A 24,560-nucleotide genomic window follows, 5' to 3' on the forward strand; every position below is an offset into this window, starting at 1 on the left:
CTACTCAACCCGGCGCTTCGTAAGCCGTTGTGCCGTGTCAGTGGAGGCGCATTATAGGGAGTTCTCGGAGGCTGACAAGTGCTAATTTCAAATAAAATTCCGAGTGCTGATTTTTTCAGCTAAAAGCCGCTAAAGCGCCAGTTTTTCGAGCAACGGGAAGCCATAACGCTGCAAAACGGGTGATAATTGTACTGCTTCGCCATCCAGCGCCGTACAGAATGCAACATTCTGCTGCGAGGAGTGCACCTCAGGCGCTTCATGCTCAAGCAGCCAGACGGTACGTCGGGCAATTGCCGCACCGGAATCAATCAGACGCGTCCCTTCAGGCAACACCTGCTGCAGCTCTTCGCGCAGTAAAGGAAAGTGTGTACAGCCTAAAACGACTGTATCCGGTGGCTCAGCCATCCTCAGCCACGGCTGAACAATCCGGCGTACCTCATCCAGTGACACTTCCTCACCGTGGAGCTTCGCTTCTGCCAGCTCTACGAGCTCGGCCGATCCCAGCATCTCGATATTGCAGGAACCCGCAAACTGCGCCACCAGCTCATGCGTATAAGGACGGCGCACCGTAGCCCGCGTAGCCAGTAATCCCACAACGCCATTACGCGTCAGGCGCGCGGCCGGTTTAATTGCCGGCACCACTCCTACGACAGGAAATGCAAAGCGTTCACGTAAAGCGGGTAATGAAACCGTGCTGGCCGTATTACAGGCGATGATGACCAATGAGAGAGGATAGCGCTGCGTAATAGCCTCAACGATAGCGACCACCCGCTCCACGATGAAGGTTTCGCTTTTCTCACCGTAAGGGAAGCCTGCGTTATCGAAGGCATAGAGATAATGCAGGTCCGGCAACAGCTGACGGACCTCATCATAGACAGAAAGCCCACCGACGCCGGAATCAAACACCAGCACGGTAGGGCGCAAATCAGAAGTTGTAGCTGCCGCTGAGGTAATACTCTCGTCCTGGAGTCTGATAGCCATACACTGTCTCGTAATCTTTATCGAACAGGTTGGCAATTCTACCACGAACCGTGAGTTGTGAAGTGACCGGATATGAGACAGCGAGATCCCACAGGCTCACTCCCCCTAGCTTCACGCGTCGGCTGGGCGAACTGTTAAAGTCGGTATCATAACGGTCCCCCAGATAATGGTAGGTGATTGACCAGTCAAACTCATACAGCGTCCAGTCGAGCTGATACTTCACCTGCTGCTTAGCCCGGCGAACAAGCGGCTGATCGGTGCTGCCATCCCGCGCATCAACATAATCATAGGAGAGCAGATGCGCCAGCGGCCCGGTATCAAATCCGGCGGTGGCTTCAACGCCTTTAATGCGGGCCTGCTTAATGTTGTAGTAACGGAAAGTCGCCGGATCACTATCAATCAGATTATCGATGTCGTTGCGATAGCCCGACACACGCCAGTTCACCGGTCCGCTCAGCCCTTCAAAGCCGCCTTCCCACTGCTTACTTTTTTCCGGATCGAGGTCACGATTACCATAAAACGGACTGTAAACCTGCGACAGATTCGGTGCTTTAAAAGCAGTGCCATAAGAGGCGAACGCGCGATAGCCGGAGATAAACTCCCATGACACTGCCGTCTGCCAGGTGTTATGCCAGCCGAACTGATTGTTGTCATCACTGCGTACCGCACCTTCAAGGGTAACGCTGCCAAACTGCTGCTGGCCAGTCAGGTAGAGACCGGTATTTCGCTGCTCATAGCCCTCTGATAAATAGTTCGTGCCAGGCTCGGTCGTCTCTTTCTGCCAGTCGACACCGGCGCTGATCGCCCCCTGCCCCACCTGCACGGTGTTGCCCCACTGCAGATTGTACTGGGTGACATCATCAAAGGTGGATGCAGCGCCATAGCGACCATTGCGCGGATCGTAGTTAATGTCTTTGGTATGACCGTAACTGGCGATGAGCTGAGTAGAGTAAATGTCACGGTTGAAGCGTAACCCGGTGTCCCAGGTCTGGCTGTAGAGCTGACGGGTATCCGCCAGCCCGATAATATTGGAATTATTATCGTAGGTATATGAACCGTCGTAGGCGGTGCGGTTATCAAACCCGTAGCCGCGCACAAAACCACTGAGCTCATCGCTGAACTGATGCTCAAGGTTGCCATACAGAGTTTTACTCATGAAGCCGTCGCGATCGTGCTGTGCCGGACCATAGTCATTGGGGTAGCCCGCCACCACATCATACCCTTTGGTATAGGTGTAGTTGCCAGCCAGGGTAAGCTTTGTTGCGTCGCCCAGCATCTGCTGGGTTGACCCGTCATACGATTGATAGCCGCTGGACCCGACGCCCGCCGTCAGCGTGGTGCCGGGTTGCGATCGACCCGTAATGATATTCACCACGCCGCCAATCGCATCAGAACCGTAAACCGCAGACCGCGAGCCGCGAACATATTCGATGCGCTGCACCAGCGACAGAGGGATCTGGCTGAGATCAGACGAACCGCTGATGCCCGCCTGATTAAGCCGGATACCATCAATCAGGATCAGCACATGTCGGGACTCGGTTCCCCGGATAAACAGTGAACTTTGCTGCCCCAATCCACCATTCTGCGCGACATCGACACCTGGCAGACGCCGCATCACATCCGTCAGGCTTTTGGCCTGCCAGCGATCAATCTCATCACGCGTGACGACGGTGGTCGGTGCCAGCACACCTGAAACGGGTTCTGCAAAACGGTTGGCGGTAACGATTTGCGTATCATCATTTCCCTGCGCAAAACCGTTTTGCGCCCAGAGGGAAATCGCCGTTGCGCTCAGCGCGAACAGCGATGCGGTTTTTTTAGTCATTTTTAATCGCATCCATAAGACGAAGCAGGATGCCGCGGGCCGACAATCAATAGAACGCGATGATTGAACGAGTAGCGACGTTACACCGGCAGGTCTTCGGGCTGGGAACCATAAGTGATGATGACTTCCCATCCCAGAGGACAGTGTCTGCAATTGCACTCATCACGACATTCCTTACCGCTGCGCGTCAGCTCCAGATTCACACTGGATTCCCTATTAACTCGGGCTTGAGGCCGGCGTCTGCAGTCTACGGAGTGGAGATACGGAAGTCCAGACTGCTAAATATCTTCTCGCTGCAGGACTGGACATCAGCAAGTGAATGCCTACAATCGCCCGCTGGTAAGCTATTAATCAGGATTGCTCATGACACCCGAACATCTCCCCATTGAAGAGTATGACGCACAGCTGGCGGAAAAAGTCAGTCGTTTAGAGACGATGATGACGCCGTTTGCTGCGCCCGACGTGGAGGTGTTCCGTTCGCCGGTCAGCCACTATCGGATGCGCGCCGAATTTCGCCTGTGGCACGACGGCGATGATATCTATCACATCATCTTTGATCAGCAGACACGCGAGCGGATCCGTGTTGATCAGTTCCCGGCGGCCAGCCAGCTGATCAACCAGCTGATGCCAAAGATGATCGCCGCGATCCGTGATAACCGCACCCTGCGCCATAAACTGTTTCAGATCGACTATCTGTCGACCCTGAGCAATCAGATTGTGATTTCACTGCTCTATCACCGCAAGCTGGATGATGAGTGGCAGCAGGCAGCGGCGGCGCTGCGTGACCAGCTGCGCGCTGAAGGGCTGGATGTGCAGCTGATTGGCCGTGCGACCAAAACCAAAATCTGTCTGGATCGCGACTATGTAGACGAGCGTCTGCCGGTGGCGGGTCGTGAGATTATCTATCGTCAGGTCGAGAACAGTTTTACCCAGCCCAATGCGGCGATGAATATTCAGATGCTGGAGTGGGCGCTGGATGTGACGCAGGATTCACAGGGTGATCTGCTGGAGCTTTATTGCGGCAATGGTAACTTCTCACTGGCACTGGCGCGCAATTTCCGCCGCGTGCTGGCGACTGAAATCGCCAAACCCTCTGTTGCCTCGGCGCAATACAACATTGCAGTGAACCAGATTGATAACGTGCAGATTATTCGCATGGCAGCGGAAGAGTTTACGCAGGCGATGAATGGCGTACGCAGCTTTAATCGTCTGGAAGGGATTGACCTGACCAGCTACGAATGCGAGACAATTTTTGTCGATCCGCCGCGCAGCGGACTGGATGAAGAGACGGTGAAAATGGTGCAGGCGTACCCGCGCATCCTTTACATCTCCTGTAACCCGCAAACTCTGAGCGACAATCTGCAGACGCTGTCAGAAACGCATGAGGTAACGCGGCTGGCGCTGTTTGATCAGTTCCCCTATACCCACCATATGGAATGCGGCGTTTTGCTGACGCGTAAAGCGTAAACAAAAACGGGAACCCTGAGGTTCCCGTTTTCATTCATAACTACTGATTGCGCTTGCGCTTAAATCGCGTCGCAATCCAGAACACCAGCGCCACCATCAGAACGGTGGGAACAAAGTTAGATCCAATGTCCGGGTATTCCGCCCGCACCAGCGCGCTATACACCAGAATCCCCAGCAGGAAAAACGCCGCAGCCAGACCTGGCATGCCGTCCGGCATGTTGGTGTTGAGGTAACGCTGATGCAGACACCAGGCCGCCAGACCCAGCGCAATCAGCGGAAAAATCGAAAAGGGAACAAAAGCGCTGAACAGCACAGAAAACGAGCCGTTAATCGCTAAGCCGGTAATAAAAGCCAGTGCCAGAGTGCTTTTATCGCGAATACCTGGTTGGGTCATGGACGGATCCTTACTCATTGCTCTTCGGGTTTTTCCAGGGTAACTGCCAGTCGTTCCTGCTCACGGCGATACCAGTAATAAGCGCCTTTGGCGATCATACGCAGCTGCAGTACCAGCCGATCCTCAAGCTTCCGTCGCTGCTCAGCATCAACATCCAGTGCTTCTGCACCGGCGCTGAAAACAATGGTCACCATCGCTTCCGCCTGCGCTTCGGTAAAACTACGCGGCATGCGATTTTCGACCTCAAGATAATCGGCCAGTTCAGCGATAAAGTGCTGAATTTCACGCGCCACGGCGGCACGAAAAGCGGCGGAGGTACCGGAACGTTCACGCAGTAACAGGCGGAAAGCGTTGGGATTGTTGCCGATGAACTCCATAAAGGTCGCCACCGACGTTTTAATGATGCTGCCGCCTTTGGCGATACGCTGGCGCGCCTGACGCATCAGCTGTCGCAGCATCAGCCCGCTTTCATCCACCATCGTCAGACCAAGCTCATCAACATCCTTAAAATGACGATAAAAAGAGGTGGGTGCTATCCCCGCTTCACGGGCAACTTCCCGCAAACTCAGACTGGTAAAACTGCGTTCGGCGCTGAGCTGACTGAAAGCTGCTTCAATCAGTGTACGCCGTGTACGTTCTTTTTGTTGCGCTCTGACGCCCATGCTCTCTGCCTTTAGCGGTAATGAGTGGGCACTATAACAAAATTTTCAGCGTACAGATTGGCAATCTTTGTCACCGCCTGTGAACCTCACTCTTTGTCAAAATGTGATGAAAATCGCTGATAGAATTCAGAAGTGCGCGACGAGATGTTAGAATCTCGTTGTAAAAATGTATAAATAATAGGACGTATCGGTATGCAAAAGTCTTACGATTACGATGCCATTGTGATTGGCTCAGGGCCCGGCGGTGAAGGGGCGGCGATGGGGCTGGTAAAACAGGGAGCGCGCATCGCCGTGATCGAACGCTACCACAACATCGGCGGCGGTTGTACGCACTGGGGCACCATCCCTTCTAAAGCCCTTCGCCACGCCGTCAGTCGCATTATTGAATTTAACCAGAACCCACTCTACAGCGATCATACCCGACTGCTTCGCTCCTCTTTTGCCGACATTCTCAATCACACAGAAAATGTTATCAGCCAGCAGACAGCCATGCGTCAGGGCTTCTACGAGCGTAACCGCTGTGAACTTTATCAGGGTGATGCGCATTTTGTTGATGCTAATACCATTGAGATTGAGCAACCTGATGGCACGCGTGAGACGCTGACGGCAGAGAAGTTTGTTATCGCCTGCGGTTCACGACCTTACCATCCTGACGATGTCGACTTTACCCACCCCCGCGTTTATGACTCTGACTCTATCCTCAACCTGCACCACGAACCAGGTCACGTCATTATTTATGGCGCGGGTGTAATTGGCTGTGAATATGCGTCCATTTTCCGTGGCCTGAACGTCAAAGTTGATCTGATTAACACCCGCGATCGCCTGCTGGCATTCCTTGATCAGGAGATGTCTGACTCCCTCTCTTACCACTTCTGGAACAGCGGCGTAGTCATTCGTCACAACGAAGAGTTTGAGAAGATCGAAGGCGTGGAAGATGGCGTGATCATGCATCTGAAGTCCGGCAAGAAAGTGAAAGCAGACTGTCTGCTTTACGCCAATGGCCGTACCGGTAACACTGATTCGCTGTCGCTGGAAAATGTCGGTCTGGAAGCGGATGGTCGTGGCCTGCTGAAAGTGAACAGCATGTATCAGACCGCTCAGCCACACATCTATGCCGTGGGTGACGTGATTGGCTATCCCAGCCTGGCCTCTGCTGCCTACGATCAGGGCCGTATTGCCGCGCAGGCGATTATCAAAGGAGAAGCGTCAGCGCACCTGATTGAAGATATCCCGACCGGCATCTACACCATTCCGGAAATCAGCTCTGTAGGTAAAACCGAGCAGCAGCTGACGGCCATGAAGGTGCCTTACGAAGTGGGCCGCGCGCAGTTCAAACATCTGGCGCGGGCGCAGATCGTCGGCATGAACGTTGGCAGCCTGAAAATTCTGTTCCATCGCGAAACGAAAGAGATTCTGGGGATCCACTGTTTTGGTGAGCGTGCCGCCGAGATTATTCACATCGGTCAGGCGATCATGGAGCAAAAAAATGGTGGTAACACGATTGAGTACTTCGTGAATACCACCTTTAATTATCCGACCATGGCTGAAGCCTATCGCGTTGCCGCGTTAAACGGCTTAAACCGCCTGTTTTAAGGCAGCGTCGAAATAGTGCGCCATGTGGGTTTTAATCGCCTCTGCCAGCTGTTCATAACGGCTGCGCAGAGGTGACCCCGGGCGATAGACCAGCGCAATTGTACGCTGTGGCACCGGTTTGTAGCAGGGAAGATAGCAGACGCCATCGCGGACGCGTTCCGGCGGGACGGCAAGCGCCGGTAACAGCGTAATCCCGCTGCCAGCCGCCACCATATTGCGCAGCGTCTCAAGACTGGTTGCGCGGAAGTGGGTATCTTCATCCGCACCCGCCTCAAAGCAGAAACCCATCGCCTGGTCACGCAGACAGTGCCCGTCTTCCAGCATCAGCAACTTCTCGCCAGCCAGATCAGACATCGGTACGCGATCGCGGTCGCACCACGGATGATCGGCATAGACTGCCAGCTTCATCGGCTCATCAAATAACGGCACTTCGATAAAAGCCTGACTCTCTTTGACCAGCGCGATAATCGCGCAGTCCAGCTTGCCGCTGTCGAGCTGAGACAACAACTGTTGCGTCTGCGCTTCGTGCAGGTACATCTCCAGTTTCGGGAATGTCTGGTGCAGCGTAGGGATAATCTGTGGCAATAAATAGGGCGCGGTGGTCGGAATGAGGCCGATATGCAGCGGACCTGACATCGCTTCCCCTTGCTGACTGGCCATCTCTTTCAGCACTTTCACTTCACGCAGTACCGTTCGCGCCTGATCCACCAGCAGCAGACCTGCCTGTGTGAACAGCACTTTGCGGCTGGTGCGCTCCAGCAGCATCACACCCAGCTCATCTTCCAGCTTACGGATCTGCCCACTTAATGTTGGCTGACTGACATGACACGCATCCGCGGCACGGCGGAAATGACGGTGTTCAGCAAGCGAAACCAGATATTCAAGATCACGAATATTCATTATTACCCTCCAAACCACGATAGCCCGTGGCGATAGATAGAATAGCAATGAACGATTGGCCCTATCAAGGGTGGTTGGGAATAATGCGCGCATCAAATGGAACGCGGCAGGTCAGGAGCAAAAAATGTTTGCAAGTCAGGAAGGTAACGCTATTCCGTCAGTCACTTTTCACACACGTCAGGGCGATCGCTGGGTTGATGTCACCACAGAAGCGCTGTTTAAAGACAAAACGGTGATCGTTTTTTCACTGCCGGGAGCCTTTACACCCACCTGCTCCTCCAGCCATCTGCCGCGTTACAACGAATTAGCGGGTCTGTTTGCCCAACATGGGGTGGACAGCATTCTGTGCGTTTCAGTGAATGACACCTTTGTGATGAACGCCTGGAAAGCCGAACAGCGCGCAGACAACATTACTTTTATTCCCGATGGCAACGGCGAGTTCACGCGTGGCATGGAGATGCTGGTTGAGAAAGCCGATCTCGGTTTTGGCCCGCGTTCATGGCGTTACTCGATGCTGGTGCGTAACGGCATGGTCGAGAAAATGTTCGTTGAGCCGAACAAACCTGGTGACCCGTTTGAGGTCTCCGATGCTGACACCATGCTGCGCTATCTGGCGCCGGAGTGTAAAGCCCAGGAGTCGGTCTCCATATTCACTAAACCTGGCTGCACCTTCTGCACTCAGGCAAAACAGATGCTGATGGATCACGGTATTCAGTACGAAGAAATTGTGCTGGGGCAGGATGCGACAACCGTAAGTTTGCGTGCCGTATCAGGCCGGGCGACGGTGCCGCAGATCTTCATGGGCGGTCGTCACATTGGCGGCAGTGAGGATCTGCAACAATATTTGCTGTCAGCGTAAGAGAATCTGAGCGTCGGCCGGGAGAGCGGGCGCTTTGATGATGTGCCTATAAAAAAGTAGTAATTCTGAAGCTAGAGGTTGGCGGGCATTTAATGTGCCCGCTTTTTTTACCTGCTAAGCAGCTGACAACCACTTTTTCAGATCTCGCAATTATTACACGGAAAATAGTCAGATTAACTGGAGGACCTATAATAATGCCAGATAATAGGTAAGAACCCGCAACTTACACATACTCAACTCTCTGGGAAATTCTCTTCAGAAAAAACCTCACCCACGAAATAAGATAAACAACGTCAATTCGTTAAAATTACCATACTGCAACCCATGTAAAAATACGCACAGTGGATATAATTTGAAATTATTCATACTGAAATCCGCATAACAAAAATAAAATAATACCAGTGCGTAAAATGGAAATTATGCTATATACCATCTCCCATCACTCGGTTATTTTTGACTTCGTCGAATACCTTTATATGTTCAGACGAAAATCCTGGTCTATTGAGAAACAACTTTTTGATGGATATAATTATGCGTACTTTATCTTATGAAGAAACAAATGCAGTGAGTGGTGCTGACCTGCAAGGTGCACTCATCGGCATGGTAGATGGTGCAGCAACAGGTATGGCGATTGGGGGTAAATGGGGGGGAGCAGGTGGCTTCGGTTTCGGCGCCATAGCCCAGCTTGTTGGCCTGATTATTCCAACGATCATGGGTGGTGTCGCAGGCTTAGTTGTCGGCGCTGCCACCGATACCGCTTCAGTGCAAAGCCTGATTGCAGATTATCGTACCGCTTTCGGTCCAGGTAACGTTGATCATGGCGGCACGATCGGTTAATCCTCGCGACTAGTGACTCCAGGGGGCGATACAGTGTCTGAGAAACTTATCACTGCGCCCTTTTTTCTTCTGCAGAATAAAAATGGAATCTCGCATGAGAATGTTATCGATTAATGAATTTCAATATGTCAGTGGTGCGGCGGTAATTACTACTGAAACCTGGGCTTATATGGATCAGGTGCTGAGTAATACCTTAGATGGCGCATCTACTGGCATGGCGATTGGTGGAAAATGGGGAGGCGCAGGCGGCATTATATTTGGCGCTATATCTCAACTAGTCGGTCTTATTGTCCCCGCAATAATGGGCGGCATATTGGGCATGGTATCCAGCATTACGATAGGTTACGAGGCGACAGGGCTGTTACTAAATGATTATCGGGAAAAATTCGGCACTGCTTAATTTTTTCAAAAAAACAAACTAAAGACTACCGGTAATAGCAACTGATGTTGGTTTTCGCCCAAAGTTTTAGTACGATCGAATAATCAGCACACCCAGTGGTTAATAATTTCGCAAAGGTAATGCCCTTTACCTGACATTATAATAACGGGCAAAGCATTAACTCTGCCCGCTTCTCAATCACGCCAGACGCTGCTTAGCATCACCGATGGCACGCGCAACCTGCTGTGGCGAGACACCGCCCTGCGCATTACGCTTATCCAGACAGGATTGTAGCGCCAGAATCGGATAAACATCCTCGCCAATCACCGAGCTGAACTGCTGCAACTGCGCCAGCGACAACGCTTCCAGCGCCACGCCCTGCCCGATGGCAGCAACCACCACTTCCCCGACGATATGGTGTGCTTCACGGAATGGCACACCTTTAGCGACCAGATAGTCAGCCAGTTCGGTGGAGTTTGCGTAACCCTGTTCCGCCGCTTCCTGGCAGCGCGGACGCTTAACCTGCAGGCCATCCAGCACCAGTACGGACATATGCAGACAGTCGAGCCAGGTGTCGAGCGCGTCAAACAGCCCCTCTTTGTCTTCCTGCATATCTTTGTTGTAGGCAAGTGGCAAACCTTTCAGCGTCATCATCATGCCGGTCAGTGCGCCCTGCACCCGACCACACTTGCCGCGAATCAGCTCCAGCGCATCCGGGTTTTTCTTCTGCGGCATCAGCGATGAGCCAGAAGTGACTTTATCTGACAGCTCAATAAAGCCCGCTTCGCCGGTATTGAAGAAGATCATATCTTCAGCAAAACGCGACAGATGCACCATGCCAATGGCCGCATCAGACAGCAGCTCCAGCACGTGATCGCGATCTGATACCGTATCCAGACTATTGCGCGTTGCAGAAGCAAAGCCCAGCCAGCCAGCCAGTTGCTGACGATCGATCTCGTAAGCGGTACCAGCCAGAGCGCCACAGCCCAGCGGGCTGACATCAAGCCGCTTCAGGGTATCCTGCAGACGGCTCTCGTCACGCGCCAGCATTTCAACGTAGGCCAGACACCAGTGCGCAAATGTCACCGGCTGCGCACGCTGCAGGTGGGTGTAGCCAGGCATCACCGCATCCTGATTCACTTCCGCGGTGACCACCAGTGCCTGCTGAAGATCACGCGTGGCTCCCAGCAGCGCCTCAATCTGCACCTTGCACCACAGTTTCAGATCGGTCGCGACCTGATCGTTACGGCTACGGCCGGTATGCAGCTTTTTACCCAGCGCACCGACTTTGTCGATCAGCTTGCCTTCAACCCAGCTGTGGATATCTTCGGCGTCGCTCTGCAGGATCTGTTCAGGATTCTCACGCACGTCATCCAGTAACGCATTCAGCGCTGCTTCCAGCTGCTGCTGCTCATCCTGAGTCAGAACATTGACCGTCACCAGCGCTTTGGACCAGGCAACAGAGCCAATGATGTCCTGCTCAGCCAGGCGGTAATCGAAGCGCAGCGAGTCATTGAACTGTTTAAAACGTTGATCCGCTGCCTGAGTAAACCGTCCACCCCAAAGTGCCATGTGAAAACTCCTCTGAATCGTTAAACAAGAGGCGGCATAAATGCCGCCCCTGAATGAAAACTGTGAGGCGAGGCGCACCCCGCCTGAAAATTACTTCTTCTGCTCGTTCAGGGCGCGGATACGCGAAGAGAGCGAGAACAGACGGATAAAGCCGCCCGCATGACGGTGATCGTAGACCTCATCCTCACCAAAGGTGGCGAACTCTTCTGAATAGAGGCTGTTCGCGGAACGCTTCTGGGTGGCTGTCGCCTGGCCTTTATAAAGCTGCAGCACCACTTCACCGTTAACGTCTTCCGCCAGCGATTCAGCAGCAGCCTGAATTGACTTACGCAGCGGTGCGAACCAGCGGCCGTCATAAACCACGTAAGACATCTCGTGACCCAGCTGCTCACGCCATTTGAAGCTATCGCGATCCAGCACCAGCTGCTCAACCGCACGCAGCGCATTCACCATGATGGTGCCGCCCGGGGTTTCGTAGCAGCCGCGGGATTTAATGCCCACCAGACGGTTTTCAACGATATCGATACGGCCAACGCCATGCTTTGCGCCCAGCACGTTGAGTTTTTCCAGACACTGGAACGGACTCAGTTTTTCGCCGTTAACCGCCACAACCCGACCTTTTTCCACGGTTACGGTCACTTCTTCAGGCTGGTCAGGGGCGTCCAGCGGATCGACAGTCCAGACCCAGCAATCTTTATTCGGTGCATTGGCCGGGCTTTCCAGCACGCCGCCTTCGGTGGAGATGTGCCAGGCGTTTTCGTCACGGCTGTAGATTTTTTCCAGCGACGCGGTGGTCGGGATGTTGCGCTCTTTCAGGTAGTCCAGCAGCGCTTCACGTGAACGCAGGTTCCATTCACGCCACGGTGCCACCACTTTGAGCTGCGGTGCCAGCGCGGTGTAGGTGGTTTCGAAACGCACCTGGTCATTCCCTTTACCGGTTGCGCCGTGACACAGCGCATCTGCGCCCACTTTCAGCGCCAGCTCAACCTGGGCTTTAGCGATGATAGGACGCGCCATTGAGGTGCCCAGCAGATAGGTGCCTTCATACAGCGCACCGGTCTGCAGCACCGGATAGACGTAGTCGCTGATAAACTCTTCACGCAGGTCAACCACGTGGCATTCAGATGCGCCGGACTGCAGGGCTTTCTTCTCTACACCTTCCAGATCGCCGCGCTCCTGACCGATGTCCGCTACGAAAGCGACCACTTCACAGCCGCCGTAGTTCTCTTTCAGCCATGGAATAATGGCTGACGTATCAAGACCACCGGAGTAAGCCAGAACGATTTTTTTGATGTTTTGCGTTTGCATTTCGTAATCCTTGAATCAGAGTCGTTAAGCGAGAATCCGGGTGCCAATAGACACGCCGTTAAACAGGTCAGGCAGCCGCTCAGCGTGACGCCAGCTGGCAATATCCACCGGACGGCCCAGCGTACGCGCCGCATCAAGCGCAGCGTGCACTTTAACAATCATGCCGTCAGTAATAATGCCCTGGGTAATCAGCTGCTCAGCTTTGTCGGCGGTCATCTCTTCGATGCGCTGACCTTTGCCGTCGAGAATACCACTGACGTCTGACAACAGAACCAGATCGGCGCCCAGCGTTGAGGCCAGTGCAGTCGCCGCCTGGTCAGCGTTGACGTTCATCAGGTCGCCGCTGTCAGTAATGCCAATGGAGCTCACCACCGGCATATAACCGGCCGCCAGCAGGGTGTTCAGCAAGGCCGGATCTCCCGGCATTGCATGGCCAACATGGCCGAGTTCTTCATCAAACGGGGCGACATTGACGATGCCCGCATCGCCCAGGCAGAGGCCGACCGCGTTGATGCCCGATTTTTTCGCCCAGGCCAGCAGCGTTTTATTCGCGGTTCCCGCCAGCGCACCGGTAATAATGTCAATCTGATCGGCCGGGGTGACGCGCAGGCCATTTTTCTTCATCACCGGCAGCGCCAGCTTTTTCATCAGCTCATCCACCAGGCAGCCGCCGCCGTGGACGATGATCAGCGGACGCTGATGAGCGCTACGATAGTTAAGCAGTGCTTCAAACAAGCGCGCCAGCGCTTCTTCGCTGTCTAACAGCACACCGCCCAGCTTAATAATCAATGGATTGGTCATGGTTTAGTTACCCGTTAAATCAGTGACTGCGTTTCAGGGAAGCCGAACCGGATGTTCAGGCACTGTACTGCCTGCGATGCCGCCCCTTTCAGCAGATTATCTTCGGCTGCTACAACAATCAGATGTTCGTCCTGCACTTCAAAACCGATATCGCAGTAAGGCAGGCCGACAACGGCTTTCAGCGCCGGTACGCCCTTATCGTAGAGGCGCACCAGCGGCTTGTCGTCATAGGCACGATGGAAGACGGCAGCGATATCTTCGCGGCTGACACCCGCTTTCAGACGGCAGGTGATGGTCGCCAGGATACCGCGCGGGAAGCTCCCCAGGTGCGGTGTAAAGATCACTGGCGTACCGAGGTGCGCGACAATTTCCGGATGGTGACGATGATTGAACAGCCCGTAAGGCTGCAGGCTCACTTCGCAGAAGCTGGTCCCGACACTGGCTTTACGTCCGGCACCGCTCACGCCGCTGGTGGCGTTGATAACCGGCCACTGCGCATCGTTTAACAGTCCCGCATCCACCAGAGGTTTCAGTGCCAGCTGAGCCGCGGTCGGGTAGCAACCGGGTACCGCCACCAGCTGCGCCTGCTGAATTTTCTCATGCTGATATTCCGCCAGGCCGTAAACGGCTTTATCGAGCCAGTCGCCATGCTGATGCGTGAAACCGTAGAAACGGGTGTAAAAATCAGCGTCGTTAACGCGGAACGCACCCGACAGGTCGAATACCACACAGCCAGCCTTGAGAAATTCCGGGGCCAGGTCGTGGCTGACTTCGTGGGCCGTCGCCAGGAACACGACATCCACTTTGTCTGCCCACTCCTCCGCGCTGCTCAGCGGCTGCAGCGGTAAATCCACCACGCCTTTCAGCTGCGGATGGAGATCGGACAGGCGCTTGCCGGCATCAGGGCTTTGCGCCGAAACCGCCAAAGCGGTTATGTTGATATGTGGATGGCGATTCAGGAAGGTGGCAAGCTCAACACCAGCATAACCACTGGCACCAACGATCAGCGTATTCAACATCAGGCTGTAACCCTTTTTACAGTCGCACGTTCCGGGTCGCGGCCTTGCCCCGTTACCCACCCTGTCATCTGCAGTGATTTAAGGTTCCCTTGCAGAGGACGTTAATGTATTTTTATTCACTATTACTGCATGAATATGGATACATCCTAACCCAAGGACCGCCAACAGTGAAGACAAAATTACCGCCTTTTATTGAACTGTACAGCCAGTTAATCGCCACACCGTCGATCAGTGCAACCGATGCCGCACTGGATCAGAGTAATGAAACTTTAATCAATTTGCTGGCCGGCTGGTTCCGCGACCTTGGCTTCAGCGTTGAAGTGCAACCGGTGCCCGGCACCCGCAATAAATTTAACATGCTGGCGCGAACCGGCAACGGAGCGGGCGGCCTGCTGTTAGCGGGTCATACGGATACCGTTCCCTTTGACGATGGCCGCTGGACGCGCGATCCCTTTACCCTGACCGAGCACGACAACAAGCTCTATGGTCTGGGCACGGCAGACATGAAAGGCTTCTTCGCCTTTATTCTCGATACGCTGCGCGATGTGGATGTCAGCACACTGAGTAAGCCGCTCTATATCCTCGCCACAGCCGATGAAGAGACCACCATGGCGGGTGCCAAATATTTTTCGGAATCAACGCAACTGCGTCCCGACTGCGCCATCATCGGTGAACCGACCTCGCTGAAACCGGTGCGCGCGCACAAGGGCCATCTGTCCAACGTGATTCGTATTGAAGGGAAATCGGGCCATTCCAGCGATCCGGCGCGTGGCGTCAATGCCATTGAACTGATGCATGAGTCGATCACCCATCTGATGCAACTGCGTAACACGCTGCAGGAGCGTTATCACCATGACGGCTTTGCTATTCCCTATCCCACCATGAATTTCGGCCATATTCATGGCGGCGACGCCGCTAACCGTATTTGCGCCTGCTGTGAACTGCATATGGATATCCGTCCGCTGCCAGGCCTGTCGCTGAGCGATCTGGATGGGTTACTGAACGAGGCGCTGGCACCCGTGAGTGCACGCTGGCCGGGCCGTGTCACGGTGGCCGAACTGCATCCGCCGATTCCGGGCTATGAGTGTCCGGCAAACCATGAGTTAGTGAGCGTGGTAGAGAAATTGCTGGGTACGCCAACCGAGGTGGTGAACTACTGCACCGAAGCGCCGTTTATTCAACAGCTCTGCCCGACGCTGGTCCTGGGTCCAGGTTCGATTAATCAGGCACACCAGCCAGATGAATTTATCGATACGGCATTTATTAAGCCGACCCGGGCGCTTATCAGTCAGGTTGTGCAGCATTTTTGTCACTGATTGACAGTAAATGGGGCATTTCACTGTATTAACAGCAAAATGCCCCCTCATTCTGCGGGAATTAACAATAAGAATAACTTATCCCGCTTCCTTCCCGATAAATTCTGTGAATTTCCGTTAGTTAGCGCCATCTTCAGCGCACTTTAACGCATTTGACGAACGCAACATTACGTGGCTAGATAAAAGACGATGTTATGCCCACCGGGTGATTATCCAGAACGTTTCAGAATGCGGACAGGCGGCAACGGAGCCGGTTCCCTTTAGAGTATCGGGAACACGATGTTGCTGATTTTTTGCTGCCTGAAAGGTCGGGTGTAGAAGTTTTTAAAGACGATAAGGGTGTCAGGGTCCAATGAACGAACAATATTCCGCAATGCGAAGTAATGTCAGTATGCTCGGCAAACTGCTCGGGGATACGATTAAGGATGCACTGGGAGAGAACATCCTCGACCAGGTGGAAACCATCCGTAAGCTCTCCAAGTCATCCCGTGCAGGCAATGATACTCATCGTAAAGAGCTGCTCAATACGCTGCAGAACCTCTCCAACGAGGAGCTTCTGCCGGTTGCACGCGCATTCAGCCAGTTTCTGAACCTCACCAACGTGGCTGAGCAGTATCAGACCATCTCGCAGAGCGGCGAAGGTGAGAACCATCCTGAACTGCTGAAAAAGACCTTTGATACCCTGAAGCAGCAGAAAGATATCAGCGAAACCGACATTCTGGCGGCCATTGAGTCGCTGTCGCTGGAGCTGGTGCTGACTGCGCACCCGACCGAAATCACCCGCCGTACGCTGATTCACAAGCTGGTTGAAGTGAACAGCTGTCTGAAACAGCTCGACCACAGCGACGTCTCCGACTACGAGCGTAACCAGATTATGCGCCGTCTGCGTCAGCTGGTGGCACAGGCGTGGCACACCGATGAGATCCGCAAATATCGTCCGACCCCTGTCGACGAAGCCAAATGGGGCTTTGCCGTCGTGGAAAACAGCCTGTGGGAAGGCGTTCCGGCCTTCCTGCGTGAGCTGAATGAGCAGGTCGAAGAGGCCTTTGGCATTAAGCTGCCGGTCGATTTCGTGCCGGTTCAGTTCACCTCCTGGATGGGTGGCGACCGCGACGGTAACCCGAACGTCACGGCATCGATCACCCGCCATGTGATGCAGCTAAGCCGCTGGAAAGCCACAGACCTGTTCCTGCGTGATATCGGCGTATTGATTTCCGAGCTGTCGATGTCCGAGTGCAGCGAAGAGATCCGCGAGCTCAGCGGCGATCCGGAAGCGCTGGAACCTTATCGCGTAATCCTGAAACGCCTGCGCAGCCAGTTAATGTCTACCCAGTCATTCCTGGAACGCCGCCTGAAAGGTGAGCGTCTGCCGCGTCCGGCCGATTTGCTGGTCTCAAACGATCAGCTGTGGGACCCGTTGTATGCCATCTATCAGTCACTGCAACAGTGCGGCATGGGCATTATTGCCAACGGTCAGTTGCTCGATACGCTGCGCCGCGTGAAATGCTTCGGCGTGCCGCTGGTGCGTATCGATCTGCGTCAGGAAAGTACCCGCCATACAGAGGCGATTGCTGAAGTCACCCGTTACCTGGGCCTCGGCGATTATGAAAGCTGGTCCGAAGCAGACAAACAGGCCTTCCTGATCCGTGAACTGAACTCCAAACGCCCATTGCTGCCACGCAGCTGGGAACCCAGCGATGAGACGCGTGAAGTGCTGGAGACCTGTCGCGTTGCGGCTGAAGCCCCACAAGGCTCTATCGCCGCTTATGTTATTTCGATGGCGAAAACCCCGTCCGACGTGCTGGCCGTGCATCTGCTGCTGAAAGAAGCAGGTATCGGCTATGCGATGCCGGTTGCACCGCTGTTTGAAACACTGGATGACCTGAACAACGCAAACGACGTGATGAGCCAGTTACTGAGCATCGACTGGTATCGCGGCTTTATTCAGGGCAAACAGATGGTGATGATTGGCTATTCTGACTCGGCGAAAGATGCCGGTGTGATGGCCGCCAGCTGGGCGCAGTATCAGGCACAGGATGCGCTGATTAAAACCTGCGAAAAAGCCGGGATTTCACTGACGCTGTTCCACGGACGCGGCGGCAGCATTGGCCGTGGCGGCGCACCTGCCCATGCTGCGCTGCTGTCACAACCGCCAGGCAGCCTGCGCGGCGGTCTGCGTGTGACCGAACAGGGCGAGATGATCCGCTTTAAATATGGTTTACCAGCCGTGACGATCGCCAGCCTGTCGCTCTACACCGGCGCGATTCTGGAAGCGAACCTGATGCCACCACCGGAGCCAAAACGCGAATGGCGCGACATCATGGATCAGCTCTCTGCTGACTCCTGCGCAATGTATCGCGGGTATGTGCGTGAAAATGCAGACTTCGTCCCCTACTTCCGTTCGGCGACGCCGGAGCAGGAACTGGGTAAATTACCGCTCGGCTCACGTCCGGCTAAACGCCGTCCTACCGGTGGCGTGGAGTCGCTACGTGCGATCCCGTGGATTTTTGCCTGGACGCAGAACCGCCTGATGCTGCCTGCCTGGCTCGGTGCCGGTGCTGCCCTGCAGCAGGCGATGGCGGCCGGTCATCAGGATCAGCTGGAAGCGATGTGCCGCGACTGGCCGTTCTTCTCAACCCGTCTGGGCATGCTGGAGATGGTGTTCTCGAAAGCGGACCTGTGGCTGGCGGAATATTACGATCAGCGTCTGGTCGACAAATCACTCTGGCCGCTGGGCAAACAGCTACGCGATCAGCTTGATGCCGATATTAAAGCGGTACTGACCATCGCCAACGACTCGCACCTGATGGCTGACCAGCCGTGGATTGCCGAGTCGATTGCGCTGCGTAACGTCTATACCGATCCGCTCAACGTACTCCAGGCAGAACTGCTGCATCGTTCCCGTGCGCAGGAAGCGCGGGGTGAAGAACCGGATGCCCGCGTTGAGCAGGCTCTGATGGTGACGATTGCGGGTGTCGCAGCAGGCATGCGCAATACCGGTTAATCCTGATCAGGCACGGCCCCCACTCCGCGCCGCCGGAGAGCAGCAATAGAAAAGTCGGGAATTTCCCGACTTTTTTACGGGATCAGGCAGAGCGGTTAAGCCGCCGCCGCCGCAACCGGACGAACCCCTAACGTGTGGCAGATGGCGTAACTCATTTCGGCACGGTTCAGCGTGTAAAAATGGAAATCTTTCACCCCTTCGCGTGACAGGATTTTCACCATATCCATCGCGATATTTGCTCCCACCATTTTGCGCGTTTCCGGATCGTCATCCAGACCGGCAAACATCGCGCTCATCCAGCCCGGCACACGCACATTGGTCAGCGTGGCAAAGCGTTGCAATTGCTTAAAGTTAGAGACCGGCAGGATACCCGGCACAATTTCCACGTCAATGCCGGTGGCAACACAGCGATCGCGGAAACGCAGATAGCTTTCGACGTCGAAGAAAAACTGGGTAATAGCCCGATTTGCGCCTGCATCGATTTTTCGTTTGAGATTAATCAGGTCGGCTTGGGCGCTTTTCGCTTCAGGATGGACTTCCGGATAGGCGGCGACGGAAATATCAAAATCGCCAACCTCTTTCAGCAGCGAAACCAGATCGCTGCCATACATCTCTGGCTTGCCGCTACCAGGCGGCAGATCGCCACGCAGCGCCACAATATGGCGGATGCCGTTGTTCCAGTAATCCTGAGCGATGGTGCGCAGTTCATCGCGCGTCGCATCAACACAGGTCAGATGGGGTGCGGCTTCCAGGCCGCTGCGATCTTTAATGTCTTTGATAATGCTGTGGGTGCGATCACGTTCACCTGAGTTCGCACCGTAAGTGACAGAAACGAATTTCGGTTTCAGACTGCTCAGGCGGTCAATTGAGGTCCACAGAGTCTCTTCCATTTCGCTGGTGCGCGGCGGAAAGAACTCAAACGACACATTAATTTGCCCGTTCAGTTCAGCCAGACTCTGGTTTAGCGCTTCGCGCTGATTGGCATGAAAGAAACTCATCCTGCACCCTCACTGATTAATAATCGGCCTGAAAACATCTACACGTTTAGACGTCCAGATGTTCAAAATGACGCAATCTCAGTGTGCCGTCAACGTAAAAATGGTCAACTGACGTGATCAATTTTCAATCAACATGAAGGGATTTCAACAGGAAGGAGATAACGCTTTGAAAACAGGCGCCGAAGCGCCTGATGAGGAGGGATTACAGCAGTTGTGCGAGGCGATTAATATCTGACTGAATAGCGCCGGCGGTGACATCCCGGCCTGCGCCCGGCCCGCGGATCACCAGCGGATTATCGCGATACCAGCGGCTCTCAATGGCAAAGACGTTGTCGCACGGCAGCAGCGCGGCCAGCGGGTGCTCCGGTCGCACCGCTTCAACACCTACGCGCGCCTTGCCGTTAGCATCAAAACGGGCAACGTAGCGCAGCACCAGGTCCATCTCCCGCGCGGCTTCCAGCCGCTGCAGCATCTGCTCGTTCAGCTCTTCGCCATTTTCAAAGAAGTGGTCCACAGATCCCTGCTGACAGTTGTTCGGCACCAGCGATTCAACCCGCACCTGATCCGGCTCGATGTTGTAGCCCGCCTCACGGGCAAGGATCACCAGTTTGCGCATCACATCCTGACCCGAGAGATCGGCGCGCGGATCAGGCTCGGTTAACCCCTGCTGCCACGCCTGATCCACCAGCTCGGTAAACGGCACCGTGCCATCAAACTGCAGGAACAGCCACGACAGCGTACCGGAGAAGATCCCGCTAATCGCCAGAATGGTATCGCCGCTGTCGCGCAGATCGCGCACCGTATAGTTAATCGGCAGACCAGCACCAACAGTGGCGTTATAGAGCCAGTGACGCCCGGTTTTGGTAAAGGCATCGCGAATCTGCCGCCAGGTCTGGCTGTCAGACGCACCCGCAACCTTGTTGGCGCTGATCACATGAAAACCGTGGCTGGCAAAGTCAAGATACTGCTGCGCCAGGGGTGTACTGGCCGTGACATCCAGTACCACCAGGTCATCGAACGGGTGAGCACGCATCCACAGGAACAGCGACTCTTCATCGCGCTCCACCGCCTCATCATCAAAGAAGGCGAGTGCACGACTGGCATCCAGCCCGTCATAGCTCAGCAGGCTGCGGCTGCTGTCCGCGACGCCCGCCAGCACAAATTCAAAGCCGGTGCGCGCTGACAGCGTTTCCTGATCGCGGGCAAACAGTTCCAGCCAGCGTGAACCGATATTGCCTTTGCCAAACAGCATCAGACCGATGCGCTTTTCTGCGCGGAACAGTGACTGATGCAGTCCCTGAATCAGGTGCTGGGTCGGCCCGACGCGCAGCACCGCCACCACGCTGATGTGATCTTCTGACTGCCAGATGAATTCAACAGGCTGATCTTTTAACTGCTGCCAGAAGCGATGAGTATGCAGCGGGTTACGGGTAACGCCTGCTCCCACTAGCGCTACCAGTGCCAGGCCGTCGCGCAGCTGCAGATGACCCGGTAAACCGGCGTCCTGTAGCAACGTGAAGGCGCTGTTGACCACTTCGGAGGTATAACAGAGTTGCAGCAGCTGACGATCAGGATGGACGCCAAACGCCAGCGGGCGCAGTTGCGCGCGCTTCAGCAGCAGATCGATCTCTTTGTGCAGGATAGCGAAGTCATGCTGCTCTGGCAGCTGAATTTCAATCAGGCAAACATCATCGTGGCTGGTTACGATGCGCGCCCCGGTCCCCGAAGCCAGCACACGCTCGATGCGGGTTGAGCCCTGCTCTGGCTGATAGCTGCAGCGCAGTTGCAGGTCGATATCGCTGCCAGAAACCGGCTGCAGCGTGCGGGTATGCAGCACCGGAGCAGCCAGGCGAGCCAGCTCACTGGCTTCATCCAGCCTTAACAGCGGCAGCAGACAGGCATCAGAAACTTTGCGGGGATCGGCGCTGTAAACGCCCGCGACATCGCTCCAGATGGTCACGCGTCCTACACCCGCCAGCGCGCCAATCTGCGTGGCGGAATAGTCGGAGCCGTTGCGGCCAAGCAGGACGGTTTCACCGGCATCGTTGCGGCTGATAAAGCCGGTTACCACGATGCGCTTTTGCGGATGCTGCGCCAGCAAAGTCTGCAGCAGGGGCCAGGATTTACCCTCATCCACCTGCGGCTGAGCAGCACGTTCAGCACGCAGAAACTCACGCGCATCCAGCCAGCAGGCCTGCAGATCACGCTGGCTCAGTACCGCTGACATCAGGCGTGCCGACCATATTTCACCGTGCCCGACCACGTCGGCATAGACCGCATCGGTGATCGGCGCATCCAGCAGTACGGCCAGCTTTTCCAGATCGCGGATAAATGCAGTGATTAAGGGTTCGGCGATCTCAGCAGGCAGCAGCGCACCGATTAGCTCGCTCTGGTAGCGCCGTAAAGCCTGTTGCACCTGATGCGCAGAGAGCCGATCGTTCTGGCTCAGCTTCAGCCAGCTAATCAGCTGGTTGGTGGTTGAACCTGCCGCGGAGACCACCATCAGATCGCCCGGCTGGCTGTAGTCCGCCATAATGCTGGCAACGCGCTGATAGCAGCGCGCATCGGCCAGGCTGCTGCCGCCAAACTTGTGCAACTGCCTGATGTTCGGCGTTCCCGCGCCTGCTGAAATCGTCATGCTTAATCCTCGGCTGCGATCCGGAATGCATTATCCAGATCGGCAATTAAATCTTCGTGATCTTCAATACCAACAGAAACCCGTAGCAGCGTATCGGAAATGCCTGCTGCCGCGCGTGCTTCTGCCGACATCCCCGCGTGCGTCATGGTGGCGGTATGGGAGATCAGACTCTCTACGCCGCCCAGCGATTCCGCCAGCGTAAATAACCGCAACGCTTTCAGGAAGCGACGCAGCAGCGCCTCATCACCGTCGACCTCGAAACTCAGCATGGCGCCAAAGCCACGCTGCTGACGTACAGCATGTTCGTGTCCGGCGTTTTCCGGCAGCGAAGGATGATACAACTTTTTCACCCGCTTTTGCTGCTTCAGATAGTCCACAATCGCGAGTGCGTTGCGTTGAGCAGCGGCGATGCGCGGTGACAGCGTACGAATCCCGCGAAGCAGCAGATAACTGTCAAATGCCGCGCCGGTCACGCCAATGTTATTTGCCCACCAGGCCAGGTCGGTCGCCAGTTGCGGATCTTTGGCAATCACCGCGCCCGCCACCACATCGGAGTGACCATTGAGGTATTTGGTACAGGAGTGGATCACCAGGTCCGCACCCAGCGCGAGAGGATTCTGCAGCGCCGGACTCATAAAGGTGTTGTCTACTACGCTGACGGCACCCGCCGCGCGTGCGGCGGCGCAAATCGCGCTGATATCCACGACGCGCAACAGCGGATTACTGGGACTTTCAATCAGCACCAGTTTGGGGTTTTCATCCAGCGCCGCCTGCAGCGCCACCGGGTCGCCCTGATCGACAAATTTCACCCGATACGCGCCGCGTTTGCTCAGGCTGTCAAATAACCGATAGCTGCCGCCATAACAGTCGTGTGGCGCAACCAGCAGATCGCCAGGCTTCAGGAACACCGTCGTGACCAGGTGAATAGCCGACATGCCGGTATTGGTTAATACCGCACCCGCCCCGCCTTCCAGTTCCGCCAGCGTACGCTGTACGACATCACGCGTGGGGTTACCACGACGGGAATAGTCATGTGCACGAGGCTCATTGAAATCCAGGAAGTTATAGGTTGTAGAGAGGTGGATGGGCGGGACAACGCAGCCATATTGCTCGTCATCATTCAAACCGCTGCGCACTGCGATGGTTGCCGGTTTACGCGTCATGAGCGAATTGTTCCTGAAGAGTTAAAAAAATGTAGTCCACAGAATATCACCCTCTAATTAGACGTCAATACATCTGGACATCTAAATGTCTTTGCGTATAGATTGAGCACAAACGCAATAACCGCTAAAATTATGCGTCATCGCCTGGCGTTCCCCTCTGTAATGCAGAAGCGGCGAACGAAGAAAACCCGCCATATGAGGGGTCAGGCAGGAAAAAATCAGGCATAATCCGCTGATTTCCTCACATTTAACGTTTATTAATTAAGGTAACCCATGGCTGAATGGAACGGCGAATATATCAGCCCATACGCTGAGCACGGTAAGAAGAGCGAGCAGGTCAAGAAGATTACAGTTTCTATCCCATTGAGCGTGCTGAAGATTTTAACGGATGAGCGTACCCGTCGTCAGGTGAATAACCTGCGTCACGCTACCAACAGCGAGCTGCTTTGCGAAGCCTTTTTACATGCCTTTACGGGTCAACCGCTGCCGGATGATGTCGACCTGCGTAAAGAGCGTAGTGATGAGATTCCGGAAGAAGCAAAAGCAATCATGCGCCAGATGGGTGTCGACCCGGATACCTGGGAATATTAATTCCCGGGGCCGGTTTCGCTTAACCCCGCTTCAGAGGAGCAGGCTCCGCTCAGGGAGCCGCTTTCTGATCCGATGTGAAATGACCTTCCTGCTTTCCGTAATCTGACAGACCCTTCTGAATATTGCCCGCCAGACTTATCATAAAACTCCAGCCTGTTCTCCTATTATTCCGTTATTTCTGTTGCAATAAGAATGTCTTTTTATTCCGACAATAGAATAATTACTATTGTTCACTATTATCTGCATCCGTAAAATT

At 54.7% G+C, this 24,560-nt stretch carries 20 protein-coding genes and 1 riboswitch; of the genes, 8 read left to right on the forward strand and 12 right to left on the reverse strand.

Features of this window, described 5'->3' with window-relative positions; genetic code table 11:
• Positions 1–129: 129 nt before the first annotated feature.
• Positions 130–981, reverse strand: a complete 852-nt coding sequence (gene murI / locus AC6I8J_RS17995) for a glutamate racemase (protein ID WP_161733040.1) — start codon at positions 979–981, stop codon at positions 130–132.
• Entirely contained in the window at positions 926–2,803 is a 1,878-nt protein-coding gene (btuB, locus tag AC6I8J_RS18000; RefSeq protein WP_161733038.1) for a TonB-dependent vitamin B12 receptor BtuB, read from the reverse strand. Before btuB ends, murI begins: the two co-directional genes overlap by 56 nt.
• Before the next feature lie 70 nt (positions 2,804–2,873).
• A riboswitch (cobalamin riboswitch) is annotated at positions 2,874–3,056 on the reverse strand.
• A gap of 110 nt (positions 3,057–3,166) precedes the next feature.
• Here btuB and trmA point away from each other — a divergent pair.
• On the forward strand, positions 3,167–4,270 hold the full coding sequence (trmA, locus tag AC6I8J_RS18005) for a tRNA (uridine(54)-C5)-methyltransferase TrmA (protein WP_222924846.1): 1,104 nt from the start codon (positions 3,167–3,169) through the stop codon (positions 4,268–4,270).
• 40 nt (positions 4,271–4,310) lie between these two features.
• Here trmA and AC6I8J_RS18010 read toward each other — a convergent pair whose 3' ends face one another.
• Together AC6I8J_RS18010 and fabR are read right to left on the reverse strand one after the other, a co-directional pair.
• A complete protein-coding gene (locus AC6I8J_RS18010) occupies positions 4,311–4,664 on the reverse strand; it encodes a YijD family membrane protein (protein ID WP_161733034.1) in 354 nt (117 codons plus the stop codon).
• A 14-nt stretch (positions 4,665–4,678) separates the two neighbouring features.
• Positions 4,679–5,326, reverse strand: a complete 648-nt coding sequence (fabR, locus tag AC6I8J_RS18015) for an HTH-type transcriptional repressor FabR (protein ID WP_013359449.1) — start codon at positions 5,324–5,326, stop codon at positions 4,679–4,681.
• A gap of 192 nt (positions 5,327–5,518) precedes the next feature.
• On the opposite strand from fabR, the gene sthA reads away from it, so the two are divergent.
• The gene (gene sthA, locus AC6I8J_RS18020) at positions 5,519–6,919 is read left to right on the forward strand and encodes a Si-specific NAD(P)(+) transhydrogenase (RefSeq protein WP_013359450.1); all 1,401 of its coding nucleotides are present in this window, start codon (positions 5,519–5,521) and stop codon (positions 6,917–6,919) included.
• Here sthA and oxyR read toward each other — a convergent pair.
• Positions 6,902–7,819, reverse strand: coding sequence for a DNA-binding transcriptional regulator OxyR (oxyR, locus tag AC6I8J_RS18025; protein WP_033734435.1), 918 nt, complete (start codon positions 7,817–7,819; stop codon positions 6,902–6,904). The two genes, sthA and oxyR, sit on opposite strands and share 18 nt — an antisense overlap.
• 124 nt (positions 7,820–7,943) lie before the next feature.
• Between oxyR and AC6I8J_RS18030 the strand changes: the two genes are divergently transcribed.
• From AC6I8J_RS18030 to AC6I8J_RS18040, 3 genes are all read left to right on the forward strand, one after another.
• Positions 7,944–8,678 (forward strand): glutathione peroxidase, encoded by a 735-nt coding sequence (locus AC6I8J_RS18030; RefSeq protein WP_161733032.1) that lies wholly within the window; start codon positions 7,944–7,946, stop codon positions 8,676–8,678.
• A 531-nt stretch (positions 8,679–9,209) separates the two neighbouring features.
• On the forward strand, positions 9,210–9,515 hold the full coding sequence (locus tag AC6I8J_RS18035) for a DUF5862 family protein (RefSeq protein ID WP_161733030.1): 306 nt from the start codon (positions 9,210–9,212) through the stop codon (positions 9,513–9,515).
• 94 nt (positions 9,516–9,609) lie between these two features.
• Complete coding sequence (locus AC6I8J_RS18040) at positions 9,610–9,915, forward strand: DUF5862 family protein (protein WP_202604887.1); 306 nt, start codon at positions 9,610–9,612, stop codon at positions 9,913–9,915.
• A 177-nt stretch (positions 9,916–10,092) separates the two neighbouring features.
• Here AC6I8J_RS18040 and argH read toward each other — a convergent pair whose 3' ends face one another.
• From argH to argC, 4 genes are all read right to left on the reverse strand, one after another.
• Positions 10,093–11,466 (reverse strand): argininosuccinate lyase, encoded by a 1,374-nt coding sequence (gene argH / locus AC6I8J_RS18045; protein WP_222924845.1) that lies wholly within the window; start codon positions 11,464–11,466, stop codon positions 10,093–10,095.
• 90 nt (positions 11,467–11,556) lie between these two features.
• Positions 11,557–12,774, reverse strand: a complete 1,218-nt coding sequence (locus AC6I8J_RS18050) for an argininosuccinate synthase (protein ID WP_253420441.1) — start codon at positions 12,772–12,774, stop codon at positions 11,557–11,559.
• Positions 12,775–12,798: 24 nt separating this feature from the next.
• Positions 12,799–13,575: an acetylglutamate kinase gene (argB, locus tag AC6I8J_RS18055; RefSeq protein WP_161733024.1), complete on the reverse strand. Its 777-nt coding sequence runs from the start codon at positions 13,573–13,575 to the stop codon at positions 12,799–12,801.
• A gap of 14 nt (positions 13,576–13,589) precedes the next feature.
• Entirely contained in the window at positions 13,590–14,594 is a 1,005-nt protein-coding gene (gene argC / locus AC6I8J_RS18060) for an N-acetyl-gamma-glutamyl-phosphate reductase (protein ID WP_161733022.1), read from the reverse strand.
• 167 nt (positions 14,595–14,761) lie between these two features.
• Here argC and argE point away from each other — a divergent pair, with 167 nt between their 5' ends.
• Positions 14,762–15,910: an acetylornithine deacetylase gene (gene argE, locus AC6I8J_RS18065; protein WP_497825614.1), complete on the forward strand. Its 1,149-nt coding sequence runs from the start codon at positions 14,762–14,764 to the stop codon at positions 15,908–15,910.
• 352 nt (positions 15,911–16,262) lie between these two features.
• Positions 16,263–18,914, forward strand: coding sequence for a phosphoenolpyruvate carboxylase (gene ppc, locus AC6I8J_RS18070; RefSeq protein ID WP_161733018.1), 2,652 nt, complete (start codon positions 16,263–16,265; stop codon positions 18,912–18,914).
• A gap of 95 nt (positions 18,915–19,009) precedes the next feature.
• On the opposite strand, the gene metF is transcribed toward ppc, so the two are convergent.
• From metF to metB, 3 genes are all read right to left on the reverse strand, one after another.
• On the reverse strand, positions 19,010–19,912 hold the full coding sequence (gene metF / locus AC6I8J_RS18075; RefSeq protein ID WP_253420451.1) for a methylenetetrahydrofolate reductase: 903 nt from the start codon (positions 19,910–19,912) through the stop codon (positions 19,010–19,012).
• 202 nt (positions 19,913–20,114) lie between these two features.
• On the reverse strand, positions 20,115–22,550 hold the full coding sequence (locus tag AC6I8J_RS18080) for a bifunctional aspartate kinase/homoserine dehydrogenase II (protein WP_161733014.1): 2,436 nt from the start codon (positions 22,548–22,550) through the stop codon (positions 20,115–20,117).
• Between the two features lie 2 nt (positions 22,551–22,552).
• Positions 22,553–23,713 carry a cystathionine gamma-synthase gene (gene metB, locus AC6I8J_RS18085; RefSeq protein ID WP_161733011.1) on the reverse strand — a complete coding sequence of 387 codons (1,161 nt, stop codon included), beginning with the start codon at positions 23,711–23,713 and terminating at the stop codon, positions 22,553–22,555.
• Positions 23,714–23,986: 273 nt separating this feature from the next.
• Between metB and metJ the strand changes: the two genes are divergently transcribed.
• Positions 23,987–24,304, forward strand: coding sequence for a met regulon transcriptional regulator MetJ (gene metJ, locus AC6I8J_RS18090; protein WP_009088019.1), 318 nt, complete (start codon positions 23,987–23,989; stop codon positions 24,302–24,304).
• Positions 24,305–24,560 lie beyond the last annotated feature (256 nt).

It is taken from the genome of Pantoea sp. X-Soil-ISGK-355 (genome assembly GCF_059730805.1).